13 protein-coding genes are annotated in these 12,627 nt (G+C 63.4%); 8 read left to right on the plus strand and 5 right to left on the minus strand.

Going from position 1 to position 12,627, the window contains the following annotated elements; all coding sequences use genetic code 11:
* Positions 1-59 precede the first annotated feature (59 nt).
* The gene (locus tag WJU21_RS00195; RefSeq protein WP_346321365.1) at positions 60-587 is read left to right on the plus strand and encodes a gamma carbonic anhydrase family protein; all 528 of its coding nucleotides are present in this window, start codon (positions 60-62) and stop codon (positions 585-587) included.
* Between the two features lie 10 nt (positions 588-597).
* Positions 598-1,674 (plus strand): hypothetical protein, encoded by a 1,077-nt coding sequence (locus WJU21_RS00200; RefSeq protein WP_346321366.1) that lies wholly within the window; start codon positions 598-600, stop codon positions 1,672-1,674.
* Here WJU21_RS00200 and WJU21_RS00205 read toward each other — a convergent pair.
* From WJU21_RS00205 to WJU21_RS00215, 3 genes are all read right to left on the minus strand, one after another.
* Entirely contained in the window at positions 1,658-2,842 is a 1,185-nt protein-coding gene (locus WJU21_RS00205) for an epoxide hydrolase (protein ID WP_346321367.1), read from the minus strand. The genes WJU21_RS00200 and WJU21_RS00205 overlap by 17 nt on opposite strands.
* Positions 2,843-2,970: 128 nt before the next feature.
* Positions 2,971-4,176, minus strand: coding sequence for an epoxide hydrolase family protein (locus WJU21_RS00210; protein ID WP_346321368.1), 1,206 nt, complete (start codon positions 4,174-4,176; stop codon positions 2,971-2,973).
* A gap of 26 nt (positions 4,177-4,202) precedes the next feature.
* Positions 4,203-4,976 carry a glucose 1-dehydrogenase gene (locus WJU21_RS00215; protein WP_346321369.1) on the minus strand — a complete coding sequence of 258 codons (774 nt, stop codon included), beginning with the start codon at positions 4,974-4,976 and terminating at the stop codon, positions 4,203-4,205.
* Positions 4,977-5,177: 201 nt separating this feature from the next.
* On the opposite strand from WJU21_RS00215, the gene WJU21_RS00220 reads away from it, so the two are divergent.
* Entirely contained in the window at positions 5,178-6,383 is a 1,206-nt protein-coding gene (locus WJU21_RS00220; RefSeq protein WP_346321370.1) for a multidrug effflux MFS transporter, read from the plus strand.
* Between the two features lie 77 nt (positions 6,384-6,460).
* The gene (locus tag WJU21_RS00225; RefSeq protein ID WP_346321371.1) at positions 6,461-6,820 is read left to right on the plus strand and encodes a Rieske 2Fe-2S domain-containing protein; all 360 of its coding nucleotides are present in this window, start codon (positions 6,461-6,463) and stop codon (positions 6,818-6,820) included.
* Between the two features lie 14 nt (positions 6,821-6,834).
* Here WJU21_RS00225 and WJU21_RS00230 read toward each other — a convergent pair whose 3' ends face one another.
* Positions 6,835-7,551, minus strand: coding sequence for an SDR family oxidoreductase (locus WJU21_RS00230; protein WP_346321372.1), 717 nt, complete (start codon positions 7,549-7,551; stop codon positions 6,835-6,837).
* 169 nt (positions 7,552-7,720) lie between these two features.
* Here WJU21_RS00230 and WJU21_RS00235 point away from each other — a divergent pair, with 169 nt between their 5' ends.
* The 4 genes from WJU21_RS00235 to WJU21_RS00250 all read left to right on the plus strand — a co-directional run bounded on the left by WJU21_RS00235 (position 7,721) and on the right by WJU21_RS00250 (position 11,065).
* On the plus strand, positions 7,721-8,614 hold the full coding sequence (locus tag WJU21_RS00235) for a phytanoyl-CoA dioxygenase family protein (RefSeq protein WP_346321373.1): 894 nt from the start codon (positions 7,721-7,723) through the stop codon (positions 8,612-8,614).
* 81 nt (positions 8,615-8,695) lie between these two features.
* Positions 8,696-9,898, plus strand: coding sequence for an acyl-CoA dehydrogenase family protein (locus WJU21_RS00240; RefSeq protein ID WP_346321374.1), 1,203 nt, complete (start codon positions 8,696-8,698; stop codon positions 9,896-9,898).
* Between the two features lie 40 nt (positions 9,899-9,938).
* Positions 9,939-10,352, plus strand: a complete 414-nt coding sequence (locus WJU21_RS00245; protein WP_346321375.1) for a nuclear transport factor 2 family protein — start codon at positions 9,939-9,941, stop codon at positions 10,350-10,352.
* The gene (locus WJU21_RS00250) at positions 10,352-11,065 is read left to right on the plus strand and encodes a class I SAM-dependent methyltransferase (RefSeq protein WP_346321376.1); all 714 of its coding nucleotides are present in this window, start codon (positions 10,352-10,354) and stop codon (positions 11,063-11,065) included. The genes WJU21_RS00245 and WJU21_RS00250 overlap by 1 nt, the downstream gene beginning before the upstream one ends.
* A 184-nt stretch (positions 11,066-11,249) precedes the next feature.
* Here the strand turns inward: WJU21_RS00250 and WJU21_RS00255 are convergent, their stop codons facing one another.
* A complete protein-coding gene (locus WJU21_RS00255; protein WP_346321377.1) occupies positions 11,250-12,626 on the minus strand; it encodes an aromatic ring-hydroxylating dioxygenase subunit alpha in 1,377 nt (458 codons plus the stop codon).
* Position 12,627 lies beyond the last annotated feature (1 nt).

The raw sequence follows: 12,627 nt of genomic DNA on the forward strand, positions 1-12,627 counted from the left end.
GCCGCACTATGCAAGAAGCCCGTAGGCTAGGGCCAGCACGAATCGAAACAGGATTGACCATGCCCCTCTACGCCATTGGAGACCACCAGCCCACGCTCGAAAGCGACGATATCTGGGTGGCGCCGAGCGCCGACGTCATGGGACGGGTGGTGCTGAAGAAGGGCGCCAGTGTCTGGTTCAACGCGACCATACGGGGCGACGACAACGTCATCACCATCGGCGAGGACAGCAACGTCCAGGACGGCGCCGTGCTGCACGCCGATCCAGGTTTCCCCTGCACCATCGGGCGCAACGTCACCATCGGCCATCAGGCCATGGTTCATGGTTGCACCATCGGCGACAACACCCTGATCGGCATCGGCTCGGTCATTCTCGACGGCGCGAAGATCGGCAGCAATGTGCTGATCGGCGCGAACACGCTGATCGGCAACAACAAGGAAATCCCGGACGGGGTGCTGGTGCTCGGCGCGCCCGGCAGGATCGTCCGGGAACTGACCGAGGCCGATATCCGCCAGCTGGAAAAATCCGGCCAGGGCTACGCCGCCAAGGGGCGCATGTACCGCGAGAAGCTCAAGCCCGTCGGTTAGGCCTCTCCGGGTGCGGCTGTTCACGCTGCTGGCGCCGGGGGTTCCGGTCATGCGCGCGGCGCGCCGCACCTTGGCGCCGTGGGACAACCTGACCTGTTCCGGTCCGTTGCCGCACGATCCTTATGCAGGATCACGCAGTCCGGCGGATATTTGCAGCGATAGCGGATCGCTGTACGACGAGGCGCGCGGCCTGGGGCTGACCTATTCGCTGCACCGGCCCGCGCGGCCCGATGGCCTGCTTCCGGTGGTGATCTACTCGGCGCCGATGAATTGGGGCGGCCGGTTTCCGGCGACACCCTCGGCGTACTACATCGCCGAGCACCTGGCGCGCGCGGGATATCTGGCGGTCAACATCCGCTCAACCGACAGCGACCGGTTCGTCCTGCCGCAGGACATCGCCACCGTTCCCGATCCACGAACCTATATCCGCGACGCCATCCGCGATCCGGAAAGGCCGCGTAACCGCTTCCTCGATATGGGTTTCCTGCTCGACAAGATGCTTGGCTGGAACAGCACCGGGGCACTTGCCGGACACATCGACGGCGAGCGGATCGGCATTTGCGGTCATTCCTTCGGCGCCAGGACCGCCATGGCGCTGATCGGAGAGCGCATCGGCCCGGCGCGCCTGTCGTACCGGGACGCCAGGCTGAAGGCTGCCATGGTCTATAGCCTCGGGCCATCGGTGGCGCCGGGGAATCTGGCGCCGGTCTATGGCGATGTCCGCGTGCCCGTATGCTTCATGGGAGGAAGCCGGGATTTTTCTTGGGACACGCCGGCGCCGCCTGCGGACCGGGTGCGGCCGTATTATTGGACCAACGCTCCGGTGCAGTACAAAATCGTGCTGAAAGGGGCCGATCACCTGACCTTTCCCGGCGGACGGGCCGAAACCGGCGTGGCGAACAGGCGCGAGCTGCGCAATCTCCAGTTCATCCGGTCCATATCCCTCGCATTCTGGGACGCCCATCTGCGCGGTGATGCAGGCGCGCTGGACTGGCTTCGCAGCGGCCTGGGCGATGCGTTGCGCGGCAACGGCCGCGGCGAGTTCCGGTTGGGCAGCGAGGCAGAGTCTTCTAAACGACTTTCATAAAGTTCTGCAAGTCATTGCAAAAAAATACAGGTTTCTCCAGTGCTGCGAAGTGTCCTCCGCTGGTCGGCGCGCTCAGATACGCCACGTTCGCATAGCCCTTTTCCAGGTATGAGCGCGGCGGCATGGGCGCCAGTTCGCCCGGATAGTCGGCGAATCCGGCGGGGACCATCACCCGCCGACCTTGCGGCATCACCGAATTGCCGCTGTCGCGCACCGCCCGGTATTGCCAGGCCGCCGTGTTGAAGCTGCGGCTGGTCAGATAGATCATCACATTGGTCAGAATCTGGTTCCTGGAAAACACCGGATCGTCGCTGCCGGTGCCCGTGCGGTCGCCCCAGGCCTGCATCTTCTCGGTGATCCACGCGGCGATGCCGACCGGGCTGTCCATCATGGCGTAGGACAGGGACTGAGGCTTGGTGGATTGCAGCACCATGTAGCCGAAGCGGCCGTCGCCGCGGCGCGCGGCCTCGCGGGCCCAGTCCTTCTCCTCGCGTGTTTCCAGCCGGGCGACGCCCACGCCGAAGATGTTGCGGAAATCGCCGCCGGGGCGCAGGCCGAACATGTTCATGTGGATGGCCTTGCAGGCGCCGCCCTTGTCGGCGCCGAAGTCGAAGCCCATCCAGGCGGCGATCGAACTGCCCCAGTCGCCGCCCTGCGCCACGTAGGAGCCGTAGCCCAGGACATCGGTCATCAGGCCGTTCATATAACGGGCCTGCTCACGAGGGTCGACCGGGGCAGGCGGCTTGCCCGAATAGCCGTAACCGATGAGCGACGGCACGATCACGTCGCAGCCGTCTTCGGCGTCGCCGCCGAAGCGCTCAGGATGGGCGAGCCGCTCGACGCACTCCAGGAACTCGACGTACGAGCCCGGCCAACCATGAAGCAGTATCAATGGGGTAGGGGAAGACCCTGAACCTTTTTCATGGATGAAGTGGATCGGCCGGCCGTCCACTTCTGCCACGAACTGGGTAAACCGATTGAGGCTTGCCTCAGCCCTGCGCCAGTCGAACCCGTCCAGCCAGTAGGCACACAGCGCCCGCATATAGCGGCCGTTGGCGCCGTACTGCCATTGGGCATCGTCCGGTTCCTCGAACCATTCATAGGCCCGGACGCGGGCCATGATCCGTTCGATGTCATGATCGGGGATATCCACGGTGAAGCGCTGCAAACAAACCTCGTCATCCCCGCGCAGGCGGGACTCCAGAAGGGGAAGGGGCGCGGCTCGTCGTCGAATGCTCCGGCCCTGCGAAGAACCGGGTGCCCGCCTGCGCGGGAATGACGAGCAATATCAAAAGTCTATCCCCACTTTTTCAAAAACTCTCGCAAGTCCTCGAGGAAGATTTCCGGTTGCTCGAACGCGGCGAAGTGACCGCCTTTTGGCTGGTCCTTCCAGTGCACCACGTTGTAGCCCTTTTCGGCGTAGGACCGGGGCGGCACCGGCGCGATCTCGCGCGGATAGGACGCGACACCGGTCGGCACCTCGCAGCGCTGGCCGGGCGGGAAGGCGAAGCCGCCTTCGGTGCCTACGCCGTAATACTGCCAGGCTGCCGTGTTGAACCGGCGCGTCACCACATAGAGCATGATGTTCGTCAGCAGCTTGTCCTTGCTGTAGACGTTCTCGATGTGGCCGCCTTCCTTACCCTCGTTGGACAGGTCCGACCAGGTGTGGAACTTTTCGGTCAGCCAGGCAGCCACGCCCACAGGGCTGTCCATCATGGCATAGGACAGGGACTGGGGCTTGGTGCCCTGGACCATGAAATAGCCGCGCTCGACGGCCATCCGGGCCTCGGCCCGGGCCGCCCATTCCTTTTCTTCCGGTGTCTCGGGCGCCAGCGCCAGGCCCGCGATACCGGCGGGCGCATTGCCGCCGGGCCGCACGCCGATCAGATTCATGTGGATGGACTTGACCGCGCCGCCCTTGTCGGCGCCGTGATCGAATCCCAGCCAGCCGGCAATCAGGGCGCCCCAGTCGCCGCCCTGGACGACATAGGACGTGTACCCCAGCACCCCGGTCATCAGCCCATTCATGAAGACCGCCTGGGCGCGGGGGCCGATGGGCCTGGGCGGCGGGCCTGAGAACCCGTAGCCGACGAGCGATGGAATGATGACGTCGCGCCCGTCCTCGGCCTTGCCGCCGAACCGTTCCGGATGGGCGAGGGGGCCTGTCAGGTGGAGCAGCTCGAAATACGAGCCTGGCCAGCCATGCAGCAGGATGATGGGCAGGTTATCGGGATTCGAGCCCTTCTCGTGGACGAAATGGATGTCGATGCCGTCCACACTGGCAGTGAATTGCGGCCATTCGTTCAACCTGGCTTCGGCCTGGCGCCAGTCGTATTCGTTCAGCCAGTAGTCGGTCAGCTCGCGCAGATAGGCTTGGTTGCAGCCATATTTCCAGCCGGCGTCGACCGGCTCCTCGAACCACTCATATTCACGGATGCGGCGCTTGATACGGTCCAGTTCATAATCCGGGATATCGACCCGGAACGGCGTTACGGCACTCACCAATTTTCCTCCCCAGGAAAGTCTCGTCAGGAGGCAATCATGCCGCCATCCACGTGCAGAGCGCCACCCGTCATGTAGGAGGATTTGCTCGAAAGCAGGAATACGACGCCGTCGCCGATCTCCTCGGGCGAGGCGAGGCGCTTCATCGGCACCACCTGGGCGAACACCTCGTCATTGCCGCCGGTGGCGGCATCCATGGGCGGCGTCTTGGTGTTGCCGGGGCAGATCACGTTCACCCGGATGTTCTTGTCGGCATATTCGAGGCCGGCGCACTTGGTCAGCCCCATGATCGCGTGCTTGGCCGCCGTGTACCAATTCAGGCCGGGCATCGCCTTCACACCGTAGATCGAGGCATTGTTGACGATGGCGCCGCCGCCGGCGCGCACCATGGCGGCCAGCTCGTATTTCATGCAGTAGAACGTGCCCTTGTAGTTCAGGTCGGTGCCCCGGTTGAATTCGTCCAGGCTCATCTCGTGGATCGGCACCAGGGTTTCATGGAACATGCCCGAATTGTTGAAGGCCAGATCCAGCCGGCCGAATTCCTTCTCCGCCCGGGCAACCAGCGCCTCGCACTGCTCGGCGACCGAGGTATCGGTGCGGTGGAACAGCGCCTTGCCGCCCGCCTGCTGGATTTCATGGCAGACCGCTTCGCCCTTGTCGGCCGAGCGGTTGCCGATGACCACGGTGGCGCCTTCGCGGCCCATGGCGATCGCCGCGGCGCGGCCGATGCCGCTGCCGCCGCCGGTGACGATGGCAATCTTGTTCTCGAGCAGCATGGCAGGATCTCCCGTTTGTTCCATTGACGCGGATTCCGCCAACCTTAGCAGGATTCACGGGAACGCCGGAAGAAGCGCGATGGCAAATAATCAGGCCTGCAGTTTTTGATTCTGGTGACCCCGTGCTCGCCGTGCTAAGGCACGCACCGCTCTAATTCCCTCTCCAGAAATTCAGGGCGCCCAATTTTTCCGGCCCGCAACCGGGCAGGCGGCAACAGGCAGAGCGTGATCAAGACAGGCAAATCGTCGGGCAGGTGGTTGACCGTGCAGCTGGTCGCCGTTTCGGCGCTCGGACCGTTCGGCATGCACCTGATCATCCCGGCCATCGCCCCGATCAAGGAATATTTTGACATTCCCGCCTCGACCGCCGCGCTGCTGGTCAGCGCGACATTGGGCGGCATCGCCATCTCCACCCTGTTTTTCGGTCTGCTCGCCGACCGTTTCGGCAGGCGGCCCATGCTGATCGTTGGCGTCATCTGTTTCGTCATCGGCAGCCTGATGGGCACGTTCGGCGAAACCGCGGGTATGGTGATCGCGGGCCGGGTGGTGCAGGGCATCGGCGGTTCGGCGGGCATCGTCATCTCCCGCGCGGTGATCCGCGACCTTCACAGTCACGAGAAGGCCACCAGCATTCTCGCCTATCTGACCATGATCGTGATGATCGCGCCGATCATGGCGCCGGCATTCTCCGGCTTTCTGGTGCACAGCTTTGGCTGGCGCATGGTTTTCGAGGTTTCGGGCGGCCTGGGTTTCATGGTGCTGACGTGGCTCGCGTTCCGGTTCCCCGAGACCCTGAAGGATCCGGTCCCGCTGCCCGACTTCATCTCGCTGGTGCGCGCCTATCTCAGCGTGCTGCGATCGCCGGCCTTCGTGCTCTACACCCTGTCCGGCTCGTTCATCATGGTGTCGTTCTTCGGCATGATGAGCGGCGTGCCCTATGTGGCTGAGGAAGCCTGGAATATCGCGCCGGACCAGCTGGGATTCTATCTGGGCGCGGGCGGCCTGGGGATGATGGCGAGCGCATTCATCACCGCCCGTGTCGCCGAAACCTTCGACCACGACACTCTGCTGATGATCGGCTTCGCGGTCATCGGCGTCGGCGTCACGTCGTCGGTCGTGCTGTTCGGGGTGGGAATCAACCATCCGCTGTGCCTGTTCGGCCCGGCTGTGATCAACGGTTTCGGCGCGGGATTTGTGCTGCCCACGTCGACGTCGCGCGCCCTGTCGGCATCGCCGCGCATGACCGGCACTGCCGCCGGCATGATGACCTTCCTGCAATTCACCTTCGGCACCATCGCCGCGCAGGCGCAGGGCGCCTTCGATCATTCCACGGTGTGGCCGGTTCTGGGGTTCATCGTCGTCGGCAATGGCGTGTCGGCGATTTTCGCATTCTGGGCTATTGCGAGCCGCAAGCGTCTCAGCGCATCCTGACAACAGCGTCAAGGCTGGCTTGCCTTGAGTCGCGTCAGCGGTTATGTCATCCGCAAAATCGTTATCGGAGAAGCATGATGTCCGAAGGGACCTACTATCCCGTCGCCAAGACGGCCGACATCGACCAGGGCAAGTGCAAGGCCTTCCAGATCGAAGGCCATGATGTCCTGATCGCGCGCACCAAAACCGACGACTTCTACGCGGTCGAGAATCTGTGCTCGCATGCCGATGCCACGCTGGAAGGCGGCCGCATCCGCGGCAATCACATCATGTGTCCGCTTCACGGCGCCCGCTTCAGCCTGGTGGACGGCAGCTTCGGCCCGCCGGCCTGGGCGCCGATCAAGACCTATACGATCCGCGTCGAGGGCGACCAGATCGAGGTGCTGATCACCGGCCCGCTGGAAAAGAAGGCGCGCGGCGCCATGGGGATGTTCTAGCCCTTCCGGCCGCCCTACCAGGGAACCGGGTTTCCGTCCCATCCGATGAAACGTCCCGTCGTCGCCAGGGATGCCGTGGCGATCACCTGCCTGAGGCCGGCGATGCTCTCGGCCGGTTTCAGGGGCGCAGACTCGCCGCCCATCCCGGTTTCCACCCATCCCGGATGCAGCGACATCACGGTGATGCCCTGACCGCGCAGTTCCAGCGCCAGGGTACTCATGAGAAAGTTCGCGGCGGCCTTGGTCGAGCCATAGGCGAGGTGTCCGCCCGCCGGATCGCCGATCGATGCCATTGAACTCGAGACCGTGAACACTTTTTTCTGGTCCGATCTGGCCACATTGCCGATGAACGCCTCGATCATGCGCAGCGGCGCCATAGTGTTGATGGCAAAGGTATGTTGCCAGCTGTCATAATCCATGCTGCCGAGCGCCTGCGCCTGCATGCCGCCCTCGGCAAAGCCGATCAGGCCATAGGTGCCGGCGTTGTTGACCAGCACGTCGATGGGATCGTCTGCCAGATCGGCGGCCAGCGCGCGGATCGAATCCGGATCGCCGATGGACAGGGCGTGGACGCTGATCCGGCCGTTTGACCCTCCGGCAAGCGTACGCAGGTCGGCCGCCATGCCCGGATCGCGGCAGCAGGCGTAGACCCGCCAGCCGTCTGCCGCGTATTGCCGGACGAATTCGAGGCCAAGACCCCTGTTCGCGCCTGTCACCAGAATACTCGGCATGCGCAATCCTCCCCGATATTGCCAGCCGGCATCATAGCGCAGGCGTGTCCGGCCGTCGCGCGCGGCGACTTGCTGCATCGGGGCCAACGACCGTATATTGGTGCGACGCCCGGCAGCAGCGCGGGGACGCCAACCGGGCCTGTGCGGCAAGCCGAGAAGTGGACCGACGATGACCGTGATGGATACGGGCAACACGCTGACCATCGACGCCCGTGTCGATGAATTGTACAGCCCCGCCTTCTGGCACGCCCATTTCCCGAAGCTGAGCATCAACAGCCATCTCCAGGCCTGGGACAGGGATACCGGCGTGCTGCCGTCCGACACGCGCCGCCTGCATACCGAGCGGATGCTGGAGGAGGGCTACTTTCAGGAGCGCAACGAGACCTTCGCCAGATATGCCCCGCTGCTGGCCGAGGCGGTGTTCACGTGCAACACGCTGGATATTCCGCCGGCCTTCATCTTCCTGTTCGATGAAACCTGGAAGTGCTTCTATTCGTTGAATCCGATGCTCACCCATTTCCTGGGCAAGGACTACACCGTCCTGCCGGATTTCTGGACCTGGCATGTGGACCCGGCGCAGGGCGAAGCCGGCTGGCGGCCGCACCGCGACAAGGGCCGCCAGGCGCTGGGGCCCAACAACGTCCCGCTGTCGTTGACCGTCTGGGCGCCGCTGACCGAGGCGCATCCGCAGAACGGCTGCATGTACATCCTGCCCGCCAATCTCGATCCGGTATACGGCACCGAGCGCGAGAAGGAATGGAAGGTGGATCTCCCCAGCGTGCGGGCGATGCCCGGCCAGCCCGGCGATTATTTCTGCTGGAACCAGGCGGTGCTGCATTGGGGTAGCCGCACCACGCGCTTTGCCCGGCATCCGCGTCTCAGCATGGCGCTGGAGTTCCAGCGCGGCGACATGAAGCCGTTCAATACGCCTCTGATTCCGCCGTTCACCAATCTGAGATTCGAGGACCGGCTGAAACTCGTGGGCAAACAGATACTGCAGTACAAGCACATGTATCCGCTGGCGGCCCGGTTCGAGCAGCTGGCCCAGCGCCTCGTCGCCTAGCATCGCCGCAAGAACGTTTGCATCTGTCGGGCGCGTGCCTATAGTGCGCGAAAATCCGCGACTGCAGAAGAGCCATCCGACATGGACCTGACCTATACGGGCGAGGATCTCGCGTTCCAGAACGAGGTGCGCGCTTTCCTGAAGGAAAATCTGAGCGACGAGCTCAAGCGCGCCACCGACAAGACCACCACCGTCTTCGTCGAGAAGGACGTTGCCGAGAAGTGGCAGCAGAAGCTCTACGAGAAGGGCTGGCTGGCCTATTTCTGGCCCAAGGAATATGGCGGCACCGGTTGGACCGCCACCCAGCGCTACATCTTCCAGCAGGAATGCGCCGCGGCCGGCGCGCCGGGCATCATTCCCATGGGCATCCGCTATGTGGGACCGGTGATCTTTACCTTCGGCACCCAGGCGCAGAAGGATTTCTTCCTGCCGAAGATCCTCAACGGCGAACATTACTGGTGCCAGGGCTATTCCGAGCCGGGCGCCGGTTCGGACCTGGCCGGACTGAAGACGCGCGCGGTGCGCGACGGCGACCATTACGTGGTCAACGGCTCGAAAATCTGGACGACCCATGCCCATCATGCCGACTGGATTTTCTGCCTGGTCCGCACCGACAGTTCCGGCCGCAAGCAGGAAGGCATCACGTTCCTGCTGATCGACCTGAAGACGCCGGGCATCAAGATCGATCCGATCATCACCATGGGTCTCGACCATGAGGTCAACCAGGTGTTCTTCGATGACGTGCGTGTGCCGCTCGAAAATCGCGTCGGCGAGGAAAACCAGGGCTGGGAATATGCCAAGTTCCTGCTGGAGTTCGAGCGCGGCGGCGGATCGTCGGGATATCTGAAGGCGGCGCTGGCCAAGCTGAAGATGGTCGTGTCGTCGCAGGTGGACGGCACCCAGCCGCTGGCCCGCGACCCGCATTTCGCCGCCGAGATGGCCAAGGTGGAAGTGGGCGTGATGGCGCAGGAAATCACCGAACTGCGCATGATGTCGAAGCTCGCCGCCGGCCAGCCGCCGGGCGCCGAATCCTCGATCATGAAGTCGACCTCGGTCGATCTGGGCCAGCGCATGAGCGAACTCATGATCGAGGCGCTCGACTACTACGCCACGCCCATGCCGGCTGGCGGGCGTCCGCTTTACGAGATCAACGACTGGCTGCCGGGCCCCGAATACGCGCCGCCCGCCATCGGCACCTATCTCAACAAGCGCGCATCGTCGATCTTCGGCGGCTCCAACGAGGTCCAGCGCGACATCATCGCCAAGCTCGTCCTTCGGTTGTAGACTACCGTCCCATCGAGGGGGTCCATACTGAGGGGGGGGCATGAACGCCGCACGCAGTCATGTGGACTTGATTAAATTCATCTTTTCCCGGCGTCTGTTAGGTGATTATGAGCCGTTGTTGAATGCCGTTTCCGACGATGTCGAATGGTGCTCGATCGGCGAATCGGGCGCGCTGCCCTGGTCGGGAAAATGGCACGGCAAGGCCGGCGTGGTCGCCTTTTTCGACGCGGTCGCCAATGCGGTCGATGTTGTCGGATTCGAGGCGATCGACCACATTGTGGATGACGAGCAGATCGCCCTGCTGGGCAGGATCAGCTTCCGCTCGAAAGGCTCCACCCGTATCCGCGAGGAGCAGAAGGTCGACATCTTCACCTTTCGCGACGGCAAGATCGTCAAGTTCTGGGAAGTGTTCCAGGTGCAGCCGGTAATCGCCAGTCTCCAGCCGGGCGCTTAATGTCCACGGCGGCGGGCCCCACGAACGACTATTCGGATACCGCGGACGAGTACGGCCGCGCCGAGTTCACCGGCACCATGTATCTGGCGTTCCGCGACGTTCCCTGGCTGATCTCACAATGTGCCTCGGGCAGCAGGGCGCTGGACTATGGCTGCGGTGCGGGCCGCTCGAGCCGGCTGCTCAAGCGGCTCGGCTACGAGGTGACCGGCATCGACATCTCGGACGCCATGCTGGAGGCTGCGCGCGAACTCGATCCCGGCGGGGATTACCGGCGCATCGAAGGCGGGCGCATTCCGTTGCCCGGCGACAGCGTCGACCTGGCTTTCTCGTCGCTGGTGTTCTTCGAGATTCCGACGCTTGAAGGCATGACCGAGGCCGCCGCCGAGATTCGCCGCGTGCTGAAGCCCGGCGGCGTCTTCGTGCTGCTCATCGGCGCCGAACGGCTCTACGATTTCGAATGGCTGACGGTAAAGGTCGACTATCCGGAGAACCGGAACTGCCAGCCCGGCAACGCGGTGCGCGTGTTCCTGACGGAAGTGGGGCTGGAACTGACCGACTATTACTGGACCGACGCCGACTACCGGACGATGTTCGCCGACGCTGGTCTCCAGGTCGTTCGGCTGCACCAGCCGATGGGGTCGGAGGCTGACGGCTATCCCTGGATCAACGAGCACAAAGTGCCGTCGTTCTCAATCTATGTGGCGCGGAAGTAAGGACTTAGTATTCAGAAATATTCGTCATCTCCGTACACGCGAGGACAAAGATGGAGAAGGGAAGGTATCTTGTCCGCCGCTCCATAGAACGAAAAAATTATTTTTTCACAGCCCGCGTGGAATCAACGGTGTTCTACGAATAGCTGGGTTCACGCGTGCGCGGCAATGAAGATTTAGGTAAGTATTACTTCTCACCAGCGATATACCGGTCCAGTTCACGGTGGAAATGCCGCAGCCGTTGTTCCTGCTCGCTGAAGCGCATGCCCTTGAAGGCCCGTGAGCGCAGGCCTTGCTGCACCACCGGCACGAGCATGGAATCCTGCTCGAGCACGAAGCCCAGGCCCGGCTCGCCGTGCCGGATGTGCTGGCGCTCGGGCCGGGTGCGGCCGGAGCAGTCGGTGCCGTCCTCAACGCCCATATAGACCGGCGGTTTGGCGTCATCGACCGGTTGCAGGATCACCTGCACGTCGTAGACGAATCGCTCGGGATCACGTGGGTCCGGGCGGAAGCGCTGGAACAGGAACCCTTCCGGGTGAATGTTCAGGGTCACGTTGGGGAAGATGAAATAGGCCCAGTCGTCGGTCGCCTGGTTCTCGGTCAGCCCGTCGAACCATTTACCCGCCTTCGCATAGGCCGGAACCTTGTGTTGCTGGATCGCCTTGCGCACCTGACCGGCTGTGCCGGTGAAGGCGTCCGGGTCCATACCCGCATCCGCCAGCATCATCTTCAGGCCGTCATTGATGGTTTCCTGATCCTCCAGCCGCGGGCTGACGGTTGCGAATTCCATCAGCATCCGGCTCATGCCGTTCTCCAGCAGATCCCATTGCTGGTGATAGTCATCGTAGAACGGCAGGATCTCGGCGTGGATCGAGTGGACGTGGTAGCTCTCGAGAAACGCATCGAGGGCCACCTTCCAGTTGGCCGGCCAGCGTGTCTCCACGTCCTTCACCACCACCATGTCCTCGAAGTGGAACGGCGCCAGCTGGGCGGGCAGCGCGCCCAGGTAGTCCGTCAGGTGCTGTGACGGCGCCGGGTCGAGATTGATGAACACGAAGCCGCCCCACTGATCGAGCGCCACCGGCGACAATGGCGGCTCGTCGCAGACGATCGCGTCGCGGAAGGTGTCGCGGTCGGTGATCCGGTTGAGGCTGCCGTCGATGTTCCACTGCCAGGAGTGGAACGCGCAGGTGAAATGCTCGCCATGGCCGAAATCGGCCATGACCAGCCTATTGCCGCGGTGGTGGCAGACATTGTGGAAGGCGCGGATGCCATCGTCGGCGCGGACAACGATCACGCTCTGGTTGCCGATGTCGAACCTGAACCAGTCGCCCACATTGGGGATATCCGAGGCGCGGCCGGCGATCAGCCAGACCCGCGCCCAGAGCCGTTCCCATTCGGCCTGCGCGAAGCCGGGGTCATGGTACCGGCCGGCGTCGATCAGGCCGGTGCCGTTGTCGATATAGGGGAACTTGCGCTCGGGCTCGTTTTCGCCGGCGTCCGGATTGATCCGCCAGCCGGTCTCGTGGTCGTATTCCCGCTCGGAGAAATTCCTGAACTTCATG

Source organism: Emcibacter sp. SYSU 3D8 (assembly GCF_039655875.1).
Lineage (GTDB): Bacteria > Pseudomonadota > Alphaproteobacteria > SMXS01 > SMXS01 > RI-34.